Raw genomic sequence first — 14,198 nt, 5'->3', positions numbered from 1 at the left:
TTAAGAGTCGTGAACGGAAAATGAAGACAGTCACCACGCGATTTCCGGCTTCCTTCGGGAATCGTCATCAGGACAAAACAGGGTTTAGATCGTTACCGGAAAGGACGCCGCGCCTATGGGGCCTATGGGGAGTCGAATACCTGCCATGCTTATGCCTGCCGTGAATTCCTATTTCGCGATTTATACGCTTGAAGGCGCGCGCGCCGCCGATACTGCATCGCGTCGCGGCCTGTTTTGGGATTTGCACGCGACCGCCACAGACCGGACGCTGGCGATTTCACATGCGCGGATGCTGGTCTTGCAGCCCGGCGTGCGCGAGGTGCAGGTCAAGCAGGTGACAGAGGACATGGCTTCTGGGCAGGTTAGTGTACGCGACGTCAAGCGTTGCCGTCGCGGGCAGGTCGCACATCGCGGCGCGGCCGCACTAGCCGTATGCGCCGGAATCTGCGCGCTGATGCTTATGCGTGCGTGGCTGTAGGCGTTTATTTATTCAGCCGGAATTTCGCCTGCGGGAAGGTGCCGAGGATGCGGTAATCATTCGTGGTGTAGAACGCGACTTCATCAAATGCCAGTTGCATCCTGCGTTCATCAGGATGGCCTTCGACCTCGCAATAAAAATGGGCGGCGCGGAAATCCTCGACATAAGATTCGATCTTGGTGAAATTGATCTGGTTGGTCGCAAAGGCCCCAAGTACCTTGTACAGAAACGCGGGGATGCTTTTACCCACAAAGATGAAGGCGGTGAGGCATGGAACGGAAACGTCCGGCACCACTTTTTCTTTTGAAAAGACCACGAAGCGGGTGACGTTGTCCTGCGTGTTCTGGATGCCGCGCTTGAGAATCTTCAGGCCATAGAGTTCCGCCGCCAGTGCCGAGGCCAGCGCGCCCTGCGTGGGATCTGCCTTTTTTGCGATCATTTCTGCCGCGCCCGCCGTGTCTTCGTGTGTGACCTCCTTCAGGCCCAGCGCCCGGGTCGCCTTGCGGCACTGGGGCAGGGCCATGACGTGGCTGTGGACATGGGTCAGGGTCTTGAGCGTGCTGTCCTTCGTGCCAAGCAGGCAGAATTCAACCGGCTGGAAATGTTCGGCCACGACGTGCAGGCCCTGCATGCGGGGAATTAAATGGTGAACGTCTGCAACGCGGCCTGCGATCGCATTTTCGATCGGGATCATGGCCAGATCGACCCGGCCGTCGTTGAGCGCGGCAAAGGCGTCGTCGAAGGTGACGCAGGGCAGGGTGCGCGCGCGCGGAAACATCGCGCGACAGGACATATCGGAGTATGATCCCGCGATTCCGGAAAATGATATGCTGGATGCATGCTTTAAGGTTTTTGCGCGCCCCGCGCTGGTTTTGCGCTTTGCCGGCTTTCCGATCTTGGTCATGTTTTTGCCATGGGTTTGCGTTCTATTGTTTTGTGCTGTTTTCTCTGCCATAAGGTACGGGAATTCAGGGGAATTCTCCATTCACTCCAGCAAACGAGTCAACATATGTCAGGCAAGATCAGTAAAGTTTTCGCGGCCCTTCTTATCGCAGGTGCCGTTGCGGTGACCAGCAATTTCGTTGCGCACAAGGTGATGGCGGTCGAGCCGTTGAAGCAAAACGCCTATAAAATCGAGGTCGCGCAGGCCGATACGACCAGCGCCGCGCCCGCTGCCCCCGCCACGGATGCCGCACCCGCGGTGCCGGCCACGGAAGCAGCGCCTGCAGCCGCCGCGCCGGAGGGGGCGGAGCCGATTTTGGGCCTGCTTAAATCGGCAGACGCCGCCAAAGGCCAGACCATCGCCAAGGCCTGCGCCGCCTGCCACAGTTTCGGCAAGGGCGAGCCTGCTCGCGTGGGACCGAACCTTTACGGCATCGTCGGCAACAAACATGCACATATGGAAGGCTTCGCCTATTCCAGCGCGATGAAGGGTCTGCACGATCAAACCTGGACCTATGAAGCGCTCAATGCCTTCCTTTGGAACCCGAAAAAGGACATCGCGGGCACCAAGATGACCTTCGCCGGCCTGAAAAACCCGGAACAGCGCGCCGATGTGATCGCTTATCTGCGCACGCTGTCGGATTCGCCGGCGCCGTTGCCGACGGATGCCGAGATCGCCGCTGAAGGCAAAAAGTAACATTATCCCGTAGCCACGCCGCATTTGTCATAATTTGACTTTTTTGTGTGGCGTGGCTATATACGTAGCCATGGTTTCCGATACCCTGAATTTTGCGCGATCATCCGCTTTGTCATCATCCCCTTGCGCGCGGACCCTGCAGGTCGATTTCAACGGGGTGGCGGGATGGAAAAAGTTCTCCGTTTTAAGACCCTTGCAGCTGCGGCGCGGCTTGCTGTCCCTTCTGGCTGTCGTGACAGGCCTTGGTATTTTTCGCGATACGTATGTCAGCGATCCGCGCCAATCCCTGAAATTCGAGGCGCGCCGCTTTGCCCATTTGCGCCGGGCCGGGTTTCTTGCGCCTGAAATCGTCGAATACAGCCCGGACTGGTCATGGTTCGTGACCGGATCGATCGGCAAATCCCTGCGTCAGATATTGCTGGACGAAAACGATCCGCGCGCGCGGCGCGCCCTGCTGATTCACGGGATCGAGGAATTGGCCCGGCTGCACAAGGCGGGCCAGTATCACGGGCGGCCATATATGCGTGATATCGTTCTGTCACCAGATGGCAAAATCGGCTGGCTCGATCTGGAGCACGATGCGTTACGTTCCATGCCCCTGCGCGAGGCGCAGGCGCGGGACGCGCTTTTGTATCTGCTGGGGGCGACGCGGTACCAAAAATCCGACGCGCAGCTTTTGCCGCATCTTTTGCACCGCTATGCACGTCTTGCGCCCGACGGGGCGGTTGCAAAGATGGGCGATATTACGCGAAAACTGCGTCCTGCCGCGCTGACGGCCTGTTTCGCGGCCAAAGCATTCGGGACCGGCCGTCCGCCGCGCGCGGCGGACGTAATACGGTTTACGGCGCGGGTGTTGTTGCGCCCGCGCCCAGAAGAACGCGGTGCAGCTCGTATAGCAGCGCGGCCAGCGTAACCAGCGCGCCCGCCTGATAGAGTATCGCCAAGGGCAGGGTCGCGCCGGAAACCACTGTGAGAACACCCAACCCCAACTGAATCACGATGGCGGTCGCCAGCGTCGGGCTTTGCGCGCGCCATGCGAAGCCAAGGACGATCGCGCAGACCGCCAGCATCGGCGTGTGCCGGATGATCTGTGCCATCGCTGGGTTTGCGAGCAGGTTCGTGACGGTGGGATGTTCCGCCCATTGATCCGGATTCATCCATCCCGCGTCGTTCAAAACCGCGTTCGGTACGGGACGGAACGCGGCAAGAGCCGCCAACAGACCGGCCAGCGCGAGCGCAACGCGCCCGTGCGTGCGCAGGGACGGGGTGGAATCGACGGGGCGCATCACCAGCGCGCCGTCACGGCGCAGCAGAGTGAGCGCCATCCAGAATGTCATCGCGCCCGCCAGCATTGCAAGCACGGGGTGGATAAAATTACAGGTTTCCAGCGGCGTGTAGGGATTGGCGGTCGCGCACCAGCATGCCGCGCATTGAATACCCACCAGCGCCAGTATACCGACGTATTTCGCGCCGTAGCCGCGCGCAACGCCGTGCGCGGCCCAGAACAGCAGCAGCGGCAGGAATACCGTAAGAAGGGTCAGCCCGTCCCAAAGGCGAAGCAGGGCGCCGGGCGCGAATACAAAACGCGCGACCTGAAACCCCGTCCGATCCATGGGAAAGGCCCCGATCATTACCGCCGCGAATGAAAGCGCGGCGCAGACCAGAAGCCAGTTTGCGTTCAGAACATCGGTTGAAAGCGTGCTTTTGTCCAAAGTCAAAGCCTTGTCATTGTCCTTGATATAAGTATTGTGCCTGACCATGGAAGACAACATGCAATCGACGGATGTGATCATTGTCGGCGCCGGGCCGGTCGGCCTGTTCGCCGTGTTCGAACTTGGGCTTCTGGGCCTGAAATGCGCGCTGATCGACATTCTGGACAAGCCGGGCGGCCAGTGCGCCGAGCTGTACCCCGAAAAGCCGATTTACGACATTCCCGCACTGCCCATCGTCACCGGGCAACAGCTGACCGACCAGTTGATGGAGCAGATCAAGCCCTTCAACCCGGTCTTTCATCTGGGACAGATGGTCGAAAAGCTGGAGCGCGCGGGCGATGCGTGGCAATTGACCACCGATACCGGGCAGATATTGCGCGCGCCAGTGATTGTGATCGCGGCGGGCGGCGGGTCGTTCATGCCCAAGAAACCCCCGATTCCGGGGATCGAGGCGTATGAGGGCGAATCCGTGTTCTATGCCGTGCGCAAGATGGAGGCGTATCGCGACCGCACGCTGGTCGTCGCGGGCGGCGGCGATTCCGCGCTGGACTGGTCGATCAATCTGCAACCGCTGGTCAAGAAGCTCACGCTCGTCCACCGCCGCGACGAATTCCGCGCCGCGCCGGATTCCGTGCGCAAGATGCGCGAGCTGGTGGCCGCGGGCAAAATGGAGCTTATGATCGGGCAGATCACGGGGATCGAGGGCGCCGGGGCGCAGATTTCTGGCATCGTTACCGACAAGGGCACGATTGCGTGCGACCGATTCCTTGCGTTTTACGGCCTGACCATGAAGCTCGGGCCGGTTGCCGATTTCGGGTTGGAACTGAAAGACAATCTGATCGTCGTCGATACCGAAAAATTCCAGACCAGTCAGGCGGGTGTGTTCGCGATCGGGGATATCTGCACCTATCCGGGCAAGCTCAAGCTCATCCTTTCCGGCTTCCATGAAGCCGCGCTGATGGCGCAGGAAGCGTTCCGTATCTGCCGCCCGGGCGAAAAGCTGCGTTTCCAGTACACGACATCGTCCTCGGATTTGCAAAAAAAGCTTGGCGTGGCCTGACCCGGCGGTATCTTGGGGCGCATGTTCAAGGATACCCCACCACCGCCGCCATTCCCGATCATGGAATCGTTCCTGGGCGGTTTTCGCCTGTGCGCCGCGCATGCGCGGCTGATCCTGCTGATGTCGTTTTTGCCCTTCGTGGTGACGCTTGCGACCGTGGTGGCGTTGCGTCTTGCGGGCGATTCCGTGCCGCTGTTCTGGCTGCCGCTGGCGCAACTGCCCGCCGGGTTCGTCACCGGGCTTGAAAGCGCGTTGATCCTGCGGTTGATGGTGTTGCACGAATATCCGCTGATCGACGACGAGGTGTCGCGGCGCGCGCGCAACCGCGCGGTGGTGCAATCCGGGTTCATCTATGCCGCGGTCGGGTATTTTACCACCGGCCTCTATGTCGCCATGGCCACGGCGCGGCAGTGGTTTGTTTCCGACCCCCCCGCGTCCTCGCCCTATGCGCCGTTGGCGCTGGCGCTCCTTATCCTCGCGCTGTTCGCCGTGCGCTGGTTCTGGCTGCACGTGCCGCGCGCGCTGGACTGGCAGACGCAAGGGTTTTACGCGCGGCTGGGGGGTTGGGGCGGCAGTCTTCGGGTTTTCGCGCTGTTCGCCCTGTGCTCGCTTTGCCTGAGCGTCGTCATCACGTTCGTGCAGGTGGTGATCCATGCGCTGGCGGCGGCGCCGATGGCGGGGTTTGCGGCGGCGTTCGACGATGCGGCGGTGGCGGCGGGCACGCTTGCGCTGGCAATTCTGTTTACGGCGTGCACCGCGGCGGCGGTGCGATTTATGATGAAGGCAAGGACGGCAAGGCCATGAAACTGAAAGTTACGGACCAGGACGGCAACAAACACGAGTTGGAAGGGCTTGAAGGCTGGCGCGCGATGGAGGTCATCCGCGATTACGGCCTGCCGATCAAGGCCGAATGCGGGGGGTGTCTGGCCTGCGCGACCTGTCACGTCTTCGTCGCGCCGGAATGGGCCGCGCGGCTGCCCGCGCCAAGCCCGGAGGAGCAGGACATGCTGGCTGACCTGCCGGATTCAAGCGAATATTCGCGCCTGTCGTGCCAGATCATCATGAATGACGATCTGGATGGGCTGGAGCTTACCCTGTCCGAAAGCGCGCGACCCTAACCTCAGGGCTTATTTCGTCTTGCACGCCTTGTCGATCGCGTCGTGGGCGGTGCCAGAGCCTTTGAGCGAGTATGTATCGGTGGTTTCCGTGCCGCGGGCAGACGTTCCCTTGACCACCATTTTCGAGCCTTTTTTCACCGCGTCGGTGATGCGGTTGTCGGTGTCGGCGTCCTTGGCCCAGGCCATGTCCTTGTGGGTGAACAGGTTGAAGGTCTTGTCGTCGATGGTCAGGATCACATCCGACCCGGTCTTGTAGGTATAGCCCGCGATATAGCTGAAGACGTTATGCGTGTTTTCCGCCGGGCGGTGGGTGATCAGCGCGAAAACGGGGTCGCGTTTGGTGTATTTGCCTTCGGCCTTTTTGGGCTGGCTGGCCATGTAGCATACCGTGCCGTTGCCTTCCTTGAAGGAATAGGCCGACCAGTCGCCACTGGTGGAAATCAGTTTCGGTTCGTCGGCCAGCGCGGGAAGCGTGAACAGGCAAAGCAGCGCGGCGGCGAGAACGAAACGGCGGATGGTCATGATCGGGGTACCTTTTATCGATGCGATTGAAATGAACGGAACTAGGTGTTCGTCATGCGAACCGGCAAAACTTAGGAAAATTCGCCGCGCATGGCAAGCCGCGAGGCACGCGGTTTATTTTTCCTGTGATTTCAGGGCCCTGCGGCTCAGGCGCCGGTGACTGCCGAAAGGTTGCATTTCAAGGTCCTCGGTCGGGCCGCCGGGCCGCACGGGTCGCGGGGCGTGGCGCCCAAGGCTGATCAGCCGGTCGTACATCACCAGCGCGCCCGCGACGCCGACATTGACGCAGAATTTCATCGGAATTTTGATCACATGGTCGCACAGCGCCAGCATTTCCGGCGAGAGTGAGCCCATTTCCGGCCCCAGCACATAGGCCGCTTGCAAAGGGTGATGGAAGGACGGCAGGTCGACCGCATCAGGCAGAAATTCGACCCCGACCAGCGCGCAGCCGCGCGGCAGCATCATCTTTTTCGGGTTTTCGTAGACGTAAAACGGCATGTGCAGCGCCGATGCGGCGGTGTCGGAAACACGGATTTCCTCCATCGCCACGTTGGGGGCGATGGTGAAAAAGAAACTGCCGCCGAAGGCGTGGGTCGAGCGCACGAGATTGCCCAGATTCGCGCCCTTGGAAATGCCTTCGACGCCGATGCCGAAATAACCGCGCATGTCACCCATGGTCGTAATGTACGCGGTCAAGGTCCTTGAAGCGCGTGTACTGGGCGTCGAAATACATCTCGACGATGCCGATCGGTCCGTGACGCTGTTTGCCGATCACCGCCTCGGCGACGTTGTGGACCGCGGTCATGCGATTTTGCCATTCGGCCATTTTGGTGGCGTCTGCCTCGTTCGGTTTTTCGCGCTCGACGTAATATTGCTCGCGATAGACGAACATCACGACGTCGGCGTCTTGTTCGATCGATCCGGATTCACGCAAGTCGGAAAGTTGCGGGCGTTTGTCCTCGCGGTTTTCGACGGCGCGGGAAAGCTGCGAAAGCGCGACCACGGGGATCGCCAATTCCTTGGCGATGGCCTTCAGGCCGCGCGTGATTTCCGATACTTCAAGCACGCGGTTTTCCGATTGTTTCGAGCCCGTGCCGCGCAAAAGCTGAAGATAGTCGACCACCAGCATCCCCAGATTGTGCTTGCGCTTCATGCGCCGGGCGCGGGTGCGCACGGCGGTGATGCTCAAGGCCGCCGTGTCGTCGATATAGATCGGGATCTGCGCAAGCCGTGTCGATTGTTCGGCCAGACGGTGGAAATCCTCCTTCGAGAATTCGCCGCGGCGGATTCGATCGCCGGAAATCTCGGCAAGGTCGGAAAGAAGTCGGGTGGCCAACTGGTCGGCCGACATTTCCAGGCTGAAGAAACCCACGATCGCGCCTTCCTGCCCGCCGGATTCGGCATAGGCGCGCGCGGCGTTGAAGGCCATGGTGGTGGCGAAGGCGGTCTTGCCCATCGATGGACGGCCCGCGACGATGATCAGATCGGAAGGTTGCAGGCCGCCGAGTTTTTTATCGAGATCGCGCAGGCCGGTGGTCACGCCCGTGACGTGGCCGTCGGATTTGAAGGCCTTTTCGGCCAGTTCGATCGCCGCCGCGGTAGCGGCGTGCATGGTCACGAATCCACGGTCGGCCTGGCCGCTTTCGGCCATTTCAAACAGACGGGATTCCGCGGATTCCAGACAGTCGGTGGCGGAGGTGTCGATGTCGGCCTCGTACGCCTCGTTGACCAGATCGTTGCCTACGGCGATCAGGTTGCGGCGCAGGTAGAGATCGTGGATGAAGCGCGCGTAGTTGGCGGCGTTGATCACGGTGACGACGCTGGCCGCCAGATCTGCCAGATATTGCGCACCACCGCGTTCCTCAAGCTCCGCATCGTTTTCAAAATAGGGTTTAAGGGTTATCGGGTCGGCATTCTGGCCGCGGTCGGCCATTTTTCGGACCGCGTCGAAAATACGCTGGTGGACCGGGGCGAAGAAATGCTCGGCCTTGATGATGTCGCCGACGTTTTCAAGCGCGCGGTTGTCGACCAGAAGCGCGCCCAGAAGGGCCTGCTCGGCCTCCAGATTATGGGGCAGGATGCGGAAGCCCTGCGCCTCCAGCGCCGTGCCCGCGCCGGTGCGGCCGCCCGGCAGGGTAATGAGATTGTCGGAAACCATGCCCGGACCCTAGCAGATGCCGGATGCGGATGTGAATCGGAATCGGCCAAGTTGTGGATGCAATTGATGTTTTTTTGTGGGGCAAGCCTGTGCAAAAGCATCGGGAAAAGCGGTGGACGGCATGGGGTGGGTGGTAGGAGGCGGATGGCAGGGGACACGATATTGCCTTTTTTGGGTCACGCGAATGACCGAAGCCAGGGCAAGGATTCCTGTATTGAAAAAGGACATCCCCATGCGCCCGTTTTATAAATCCGTGATCCTGACCGGCGTCGCCGGGGTAACTTTCGGGGCTTTCGCGCCGCAGGCCACGGCCGGGGCGGATACGCCGATCAATAGCGCCTATAACAATCTGGTGGCGGCGAACAGTTCGATCGCCGCGCGGCGCGACGTAAAGGCGATCGACAGGCTTGAAGACGCGAAATGGGCGCTGCGCGAAAACGAGATCATGAACAAGAACAATGCCGAGGTGCAGGCGGACGAAACCCTGCGCAGCGACATCGCCGCGATCGTGGGGATTTTGCGCGGCCAGGATACAAACCGGTTCGACGCGGCAGCAGCGGCCACGCAAAAAGTCGAGGACGCGGTGCAGGCGCGGATCGAAAAGAAGGACACGCATAAAGTCGATTGAGTTTTCATCCCACCGGCGAAGGCGGGGGCCTGCCATTCTCCCCCTGCGTTATGCACGGGTCTCCGTTTTCGCCGGTGGGATGAAAAAACGCCATATAAATAAAAAGCCCCGCGAAATTCGCGGGGCTTTGATCGTTGTAGGCAGGAAGATCAGGCGGCCTGTTCTTCGTCGGTTTCCGCGTTGGCTTCCACATTGGCCTGGGCTTCGCCGTCGGCTTGTGCCGCAGGTTGGGCCTTGGGCGCTTCGTCCTCGTCGGTCTTGACCAGAGCCTTGCCGGTTTTTTTCTGGATCGCGGCCTCTTCCTCGGTGCGGGCGATGTTGACCGTCACTTCGACCTTCACCTCGGGGTGCAGGGCGACGGTGACCGGGAACAGACCCAGCATCTTGAGCGGGGCGTGGAGCACGACGTGGGTGCGCTCCACATGCACGCCCGCGCCCGCGGTCGCCGCCTCGGCGATGTCGCGGGTGCTGACCGACCCGTACAGAGCGCCCGCTTCGGACGCCTGACGGATGATGGTCACGTGCTGGCCGGAGAGTTTCTTCGACTCTTTCTCGGCGGCATCGCGTTTTTTGGCGTTGTTGGCTTCGAGGGCGGCCTTTTCACGCTGGAAATAGGCGCGGTTCGATTCTGTCGCGCGCAGCGCCTTGTTTTGCGGCAACAGATAATTGCGCGCATAACCGTCGCGAACGCGGACTTCTTCGCCCAGCGAACCCAGATTGTCGATCTTTTCAAGAAGGATGACCTGCATGATTAACCCTCCTTCGTGTTTTCAAAGTTGCCGAAGGAACGGTCGCCACGGTCGCCGCGCGGGGCGCGGTCACCACGATCGCCACGGTCGGCGAAGCTGCGTTGCGGCGGCAGTTCGTCGCGGACATAGGGCATCAGCGCCATGAAGCGCGCGCGCTTGATGGCCAGTGCCAGTTCGCGCTGCTTGGTCGCCGAAACGGCCGTGATGCGCGAAGGCATGATCTTGCCGCGTTCGGAGATATAGCGCATCAGGGTCTTGACGTCCTTCCAGTCAATGCGCGGGGCATTGTCACCCGAAAACGGGCAGGTCTTGCGACGACGGAAGAACGGCGCGCCGCCGGAGGACGGGCCGCGGCCTTCGCCGCGTTCGCCACGGGATTCACCACGGCCTTCGCCGCGCGATTCGGAACGGGGTTCACGTTTTTCAAAAGACATTACGCAGCCTCCTTCGCGGGTTGGTCCTTGCGCTCGGACGAGAATTCCTCGATCCGCAGCGACATGTGACGCAGCACGTCCTCGGACAGGCGCAGATTGCGCTCAAGCTCGTGCAGGGCGGCGGGCGGCGTGTCCAGTTCGAACAGCACGTAGTGGCCCTTGCGGTTTTTGTTGATGCGGTACGCCAGGGTCTTGAGGCCCCAGTGTTCGGTTTTGTGGATTTTGCCACCTTGATCGGTGACGATCTTGCCCATCTTTTCGGCCAGTTGCTCGACCTGTGCGGGCGCGAGATCCTGCCGTGCGATGAACACGGTTTCGTATTTCGGCATTCGTTTCTCCTTACGGTTATGACGGGGACCATCCCCGCCAAAGCCGGATTTCCCGGCAAGGTTGCGCGCAAAAAAGCACAAAACCGGGGGGAAAGGCAAGCCTTTCTTGACAGAAGCCGATTCCGTGGGTTTTGGTAATGCCGACCATAACCGCGACAAGAGGGAATTCATGACACGCGCATTCGTGTTTCCGGGACAGGGCAGCCAGAGCATCGGCATGGGCAAGGCGCTGGCCGAAAGCTTCGCCGAGGCGCGCGAGGTATTTGAACGGATCAACGACGCGCTGGGGCAGGATCTGACCAAGGTCATGTGGGAGGGCGCGGAATCCGACCTCAACCTGACTGAAAACACCCAGCCCGCGCTGTTCGCCGTGTCGATGGCCGTGGTGCGCATCCTTAAAAAGCAGGGCGGAATCCGGATTTCCGAAGCCGGGGCGTTCGTCGCCGGGCATTCTTTGGGCGAGTATTCGGCGTTGACCGCCGTCAAGGCGCTGGAGCTGGACGACAGCGCGCGGCTTTTGCGCGCGCGCGGGCGGGCGATGCAGCGCGCGGTGCCGGTGGGCCAAGGCGGCATGGCCGCGATTTTAGGCCTCGATTTCGAATCGGTGAGCGCGCTTGCGCGTGAAAACGCCGCGACGAACACGGACGGTGACGGTGTATGCGAGGCCGCCAACGACAACGCGCCGGGGCAGGTGGTGATTTCCGGTCATCTGGAAGCGGTGCAGCGTTTCATGGCGTTGGCGCAGGGGCATGGCGCGAAGCGCGCGATCATGCTGCCGGTTTCGGCGCCGTTCCATTGCCGTTTGATGGCGCCTGCCGCCGCCGAAATGGCCAAGGCGCTGGCGCAGGTGACGATCCGCCCGCCGTCGATCCCGGTGGTGTGCAATGTTTCGGCCAAGGCCGAGGACGAGCCGGGCCGCATCCGCCAATTGCTGGTCGACCAGATCACGGGCCGGGTGCGCTGGCGCGAAAGCATCCAGTGGATGGCGGGCGCCAACGTCACCGAGGTAGTGGAACTGGGCGCGGGCAAGGTGCTTTCCGGTCTGACGCGGCGCATCGACGACCGGCTGGCCGCGTTCAACGCCGGTACGCCCGCCGAGATCGAGGCGCTGATCAGGCATATCAAGGGATAAATTGACTAATACAACTTCCGAGCCTTAATGTCTTTTCATATTTAGACAAGGAGAAGGTCATGGTAACTGCGGATTACTTGGGTGACGATCCCGAGGATATTTTTAATCCTTACGAGGTGCCCTCTGCTGAAATTGCGAGGGCGTTTGCGGCTGCGGTAGCGCAAGCTGGAGAGGGTGGGCTAGTACATCAAGTTTACGGTTTGGGGACGTACACGGCCAAAGGCTATAGACCAGACGAAATTCCGGAGGAATTGCGGCGTGAATTCCGTATTTAAGCTTTAACCTTCGGGCAGTTGCGTTATAAACCTCGCATATAATCATGCGAGGTTTTTTATGTTCTCACTTTCAGGCAAAACGGCATTGGTCACCGGCGCTACCGGCGGTATCGGCGAAAGCATCGCGCGGGCGCTGCACGCGCAGGGTTGCGTCGTTGGCATTTCCGGGCGCAACCGCGACAAGCTGGACGCTTTGGCCGCCGAATTGAAGGAACGCGTGCATGTGCTGCCCGCCGATCTTGCCGACGCTGCCGCGACGGACCAGCTGGTCGCCGACGCCACGGCGGCCATGGGCAAAATCGACATCCTGATCAACAATGCGGGCCTGACGCGCGACAATCTTGCGCTGCGCCTGAAGGACGAGGACTGGCAAGCCGTGCTGGACGTCAATTTGACCGCGCCGTTCCGCCTTGCGCGCGCGTGCCTGAAGGGGATGATGAAAAACCGTTTCGGGCGGATCGTGAACATCACCTCGATTGTTGGTGTTACCGGCAATCCGGGGCAGGCGAATTATGCCGCGTCCAAGGCGGGGATGATCGGCTGGTCGAAATCGCTGGCCGCCGAAATCGCCTCGCGCAATGTCACGGTCAACTGCATCGCGCCGGGATTTATCGCGACCGCCATGACCGGCGCGCTGGACGACAAGCAGAAAGCCGCGATTGATTCCCAAATTCCGATGGGGCGCATGGGCGTGCCCGCCGAAATCGCCGCCGCCGCCGTGTATCTGGCATCGGACGAGGCCGCCTATGTGACCGGCCAGACGCTGCATGTGAACGGTGGCATGGCGATGATTTGATGAAGGCCACGCTTTATATCGCCAGCTCTCTCAACGGCTTTATCACCAAGGGCGAAACAGATTCCAACTGGGTTTCGTCCGAAGATGAAAAAATGTTCACACAGGTTTGCGGACAGGTCGGCTGCGTTCTTGTCGGGTCGAAAACTTTTCAGCAATATCAGGATACGGTTTATCCCGTGCCGGGCGTGCAGAATGTCGTTTTGACGACGCGCGCCCTGCCGCAGGTCGATCCTTCCGTCCACGGTGCCAGCGACATGGATACAGCCCTGAACAAAATAAGGGCTCTTGGTTTTGATCGTTTTGTCGTGGTGGGCGGTGCCAGTGTTATCGACCAATGTTTTCAACGCAAATTGATTGATCGTGTTTATTTAAGTTTACACCCCTGTCTGTTTTCCGATGGGTTGCCGTTGGCCCTGGTGGATGCGCGGTTGTCCTTTGAAGGTATCAAGGCGCAATCCGACGCATTTGTTCTTCTGGATTACAAGGTCATTGCTTATGACTAAGGCTGTTCTTTTCGATTGCGACGGGACGCTGGTCGATACCGAGGAATTGAGCGCGGTGGCGTTCACGGACGTGCTGCGCCGCGATTTCGGCATCGATATTCCGTGGGATAATTTTCGCGATACGTATATGGGCATGTCGCTTGCGAACATCGTCAGAGCGATTTGCCTGCGATTCGAACGCGACCTGCCGTTCGAAGCGATACGCGACGGGTACGCGGCGGGCATGGAAGCCAATATCGCCACCCATATGCGCGTGCTGCCCGAAAGCGTGGCCTTCGTCCGCGAGTTGGCCGGACGACCGGCGAAGATGGCCGTGTGTTCCAACGGGGTGCGGCGTTTGGTGCTGCAGGAGCTTGCGGTTGGCGGATATGGCGACTTGTTTCCCGAAGCACATGTGTTCACGGGCGATCAGGTGGCGCGGCCCAAGCCGGAACCCGATCTGTTTCTTTACGCGGCGCAGGTCATGGGCGCGGCACCCGAATCCTGCGTAGTGGTCGAGGATTCGGCGGCAGGGGTGCGCGCGGGCGTGGCGGCGGGGATGCGGGTTCTTGGTTATACCGGACTTGCGCACGATCCGGCGGCGCAGGCGCAGACCCTTGAAAAGGCAGGTGCATTCAAGGTTTTCAGCCGGCTTGAGGCGATCGAGGACTGGCTTTAAGGGGGTG

20 protein-coding genes are annotated in these 14,198 nt (G+C 60.6%); 12 read left to right on the top strand and 8 right to left on the bottom strand.

The genetic code is table 11. From position 1 onward, the window contains the following. Positions 1-145 precede the first annotated feature (145 nt). A complete protein-coding gene (locus tag H6866_03600; protein ID USO08309.1) occupies positions 146-478 on the top strand; it encodes a hypothetical protein in 333 nt (110 codons plus the stop codon). 4 nt (positions 479-482) lie between these two features. Here the strand turns inward: H6866_03600 and H6866_03595 are convergent, their stop codons facing one another. Further along, the gene (locus tag H6866_03595) at positions 483-1,382 is read right to left on the bottom strand and encodes a prephenate dehydratase (GenBank protein USO08308.1); all 900 of its coding nucleotides are present in this window, start codon (positions 1,380-1,382) and stop codon (positions 483-485) included. Between the two features lie 105 nt (positions 1,383-1,487). Here H6866_03595 and H6866_03590 point away from each other — a divergent pair, with 105 nt between their 5' ends. Together H6866_03590 and H6866_03585 are read left to right on the top strand one after the other, a co-directional pair. Then, positions 1,488-2,117, top strand: coding sequence for a cytochrome c family protein (locus H6866_03590; protein ID USO08307.1), 630 nt, complete (start codon positions 1,488-1,490; stop codon positions 2,115-2,117). Between the two features lie 70 nt (positions 2,118-2,187). After that, positions 2,188-3,030 (top strand): hypothetical protein, encoded by an 843-nt coding sequence (locus H6866_03585; GenBank protein USO08306.1) that lies wholly within the window; start codon positions 2,188-2,190, stop codon positions 3,028-3,030. Here the strand turns inward: H6866_03585 and H6866_03580 are convergent. Further along, positions 2,957-3,877: a COX15/CtaA family protein gene (locus tag H6866_03580; protein USO08305.1), complete on the bottom strand. Its 921-nt coding sequence runs from the start codon at positions 3,875-3,877 to the stop codon at positions 2,957-2,959. The genes H6866_03585 and H6866_03580 overlap by 74 nt on opposite strands. Between H6866_03580 and H6866_03575 the strand changes: the two genes are divergently transcribed. Genes H6866_03575 through H6866_03565 form a run of 3 tightly spaced genes read left to right on the top strand, consistent with a single transcriptional unit; the run spans position 3,876 to position 6,007 of the window. Continuing rightward, positions 3,876-4,889 carry an NAD(P)/FAD-dependent oxidoreductase gene (locus H6866_03575; protein ID USO08304.1) on the top strand — a complete coding sequence of 338 codons (1,014 nt, stop codon included), beginning with the start codon at positions 3,876-3,878 and terminating at the stop codon, positions 4,887-4,889. The genes H6866_03580 and H6866_03575 overlap by 2 nt on opposite strands. Before the next feature lie 21 nt (positions 4,890-4,910). Then, the gene (locus tag H6866_03570) at positions 4,911-5,693 is read left to right on the top strand and encodes a hypothetical protein (protein ID USO08303.1); all 783 of its coding nucleotides are present in this window, start codon (positions 4,911-4,913) and stop codon (positions 5,691-5,693) included. Beyond that, positions 5,690-6,007, top strand: a complete 318-nt coding sequence (locus H6866_03565; protein ID USO08302.1) for a 2Fe-2S iron-sulfur cluster binding domain-containing protein — start codon at positions 5,690-5,692, stop codon at positions 6,005-6,007. Before H6866_03570 ends, H6866_03565 begins: the two co-directional genes overlap by 4 nt. 9 nt (positions 6,008-6,016) lie before the next feature. On the opposite strand, the gene H6866_03560 is transcribed toward H6866_03565, so the two are convergent. The 3 genes from H6866_03560 to H6866_03550 all read right to left on the bottom strand — a co-directional run bounded on the left by H6866_03560 (position 6,017) and on the right by H6866_03550 (position 8,687). Further along, positions 6,017-6,529, bottom strand: a complete 513-nt coding sequence (locus H6866_03560; GenBank protein USO08301.1) for a hypothetical protein — start codon at positions 6,527-6,529, stop codon at positions 6,017-6,019. 114 nt (positions 6,530-6,643) lie between these two features. Continuing rightward, positions 6,644-7,195, bottom strand: a complete 552-nt coding sequence (locus H6866_03555; GenBank protein ID USO08578.1) for an RNA methyltransferase — start codon at positions 7,193-7,195, stop codon at positions 6,644-6,646. A 1-nt stretch (position 7,196) separates the two neighbouring features. Further along, on the bottom strand, positions 7,197-8,687 hold the full coding sequence (locus tag H6866_03550) for a replicative DNA helicase (protein USO08300.1): 1,491 nt from the start codon (positions 8,685-8,687) through the stop codon (positions 7,197-7,199). Positions 8,688-8,919: 232 nt separating this feature from the next. Here H6866_03550 and H6866_03545 point away from each other — a divergent pair, with 232 nt between their 5' ends. Beyond that, complete coding sequence (locus H6866_03545; protein ID USO08299.1) at positions 8,920-9,315, top strand: hypothetical protein; 396 nt, start codon at positions 8,920-8,922, stop codon at positions 9,313-9,315. 149 nt (positions 9,316-9,464) lie between these two features. On the opposite strand, the gene rplI is transcribed toward H6866_03545, so the two are convergent. Genes rplI through rpsF form a run of 3 tightly spaced genes read right to left on the bottom strand, consistent with a single transcriptional unit; the run spans position 9,465 to position 10,827 of the window. Continuing rightward, positions 9,465-10,064: a 50S ribosomal protein L9 gene (gene rplI / locus H6866_03540; protein ID USO08298.1), complete on the bottom strand. Its 600-nt coding sequence runs from the start codon at positions 10,062-10,064 to the stop codon at positions 9,465-9,467. 2 nt (positions 10,065-10,066) lie between these two features. Beyond that, positions 10,067-10,498, bottom strand: a complete 432-nt coding sequence (locus H6866_03535; protein USO08297.1) for a 30S ribosomal protein S18 — start codon at positions 10,496-10,498, stop codon at positions 10,067-10,069. Continuing rightward, a complete protein-coding gene (gene rpsF, locus H6866_03530) occupies positions 10,498-10,827 on the bottom strand; it encodes a 30S ribosomal protein S6 (protein USO08296.1) in 330 nt (109 codons plus the stop codon). The genes H6866_03535 and rpsF overlap by 1 nt, the downstream gene beginning before the upstream one ends. A gap of 169 nt (positions 10,828-10,996) precedes the next feature. Between rpsF and fabD the strand changes: the two genes are divergently transcribed. Genes fabD through H6866_03505 form a run of 5 tightly spaced genes read left to right on the top strand, consistent with a single transcriptional unit; the run spans position 10,997 to position 14,191 of the window. Next, entirely contained in the window at positions 10,997-11,959 is a 963-nt protein-coding gene (gene fabD, locus H6866_03525) for an ACP S-malonyltransferase (protein ID USO08295.1), read from the top strand. A gap of 59 nt (positions 11,960-12,018) precedes the next feature. Beyond that, a complete protein-coding gene (locus tag H6866_03520; GenBank protein USO08294.1) occupies positions 12,019-12,234 on the top strand; it encodes a hypothetical protein in 216 nt (71 codons plus the stop codon). Between the two features lie 58 nt (positions 12,235-12,292). Continuing rightward, positions 12,293-13,030, top strand: a complete 738-nt coding sequence (gene fabG / locus H6866_03515) for a 3-oxoacyl-[acyl-carrier-protein] reductase (GenBank protein USO08293.1) — start codon at positions 12,293-12,295, stop codon at positions 13,028-13,030. Continuing rightward, positions 13,030-13,533 carry a dihydrofolate reductase family protein gene (locus H6866_03510; GenBank protein USO08292.1) on the top strand — a complete coding sequence of 168 codons (504 nt, stop codon included), beginning with the start codon at positions 13,030-13,032 and terminating at the stop codon, positions 13,531-13,533. Before fabG ends, H6866_03510 begins: the two co-directional genes overlap by 1 nt. Next, entirely contained in the window at positions 13,526-14,191 is a 666-nt protein-coding gene (locus H6866_03505; protein ID USO08291.1) for an HAD family phosphatase, read from the top strand. The genes H6866_03510 and H6866_03505 overlap by 8 nt, the downstream gene beginning before the upstream one ends. Positions 14,192-14,198: the final 7 nt, after the last annotated feature.

This window comes from Rhodospirillales bacterium, from assembly GCA_023898805.1.
GTDB lineage: Bacteria > Pseudomonadota > Alphaproteobacteria > Micavibrionales > UBA1664 > UBA6145.
The sequence above is the reverse complement of the archived record's forward strand: the minus strand, read 5'-3'. Positions and strand labels throughout refer to the sequence as shown.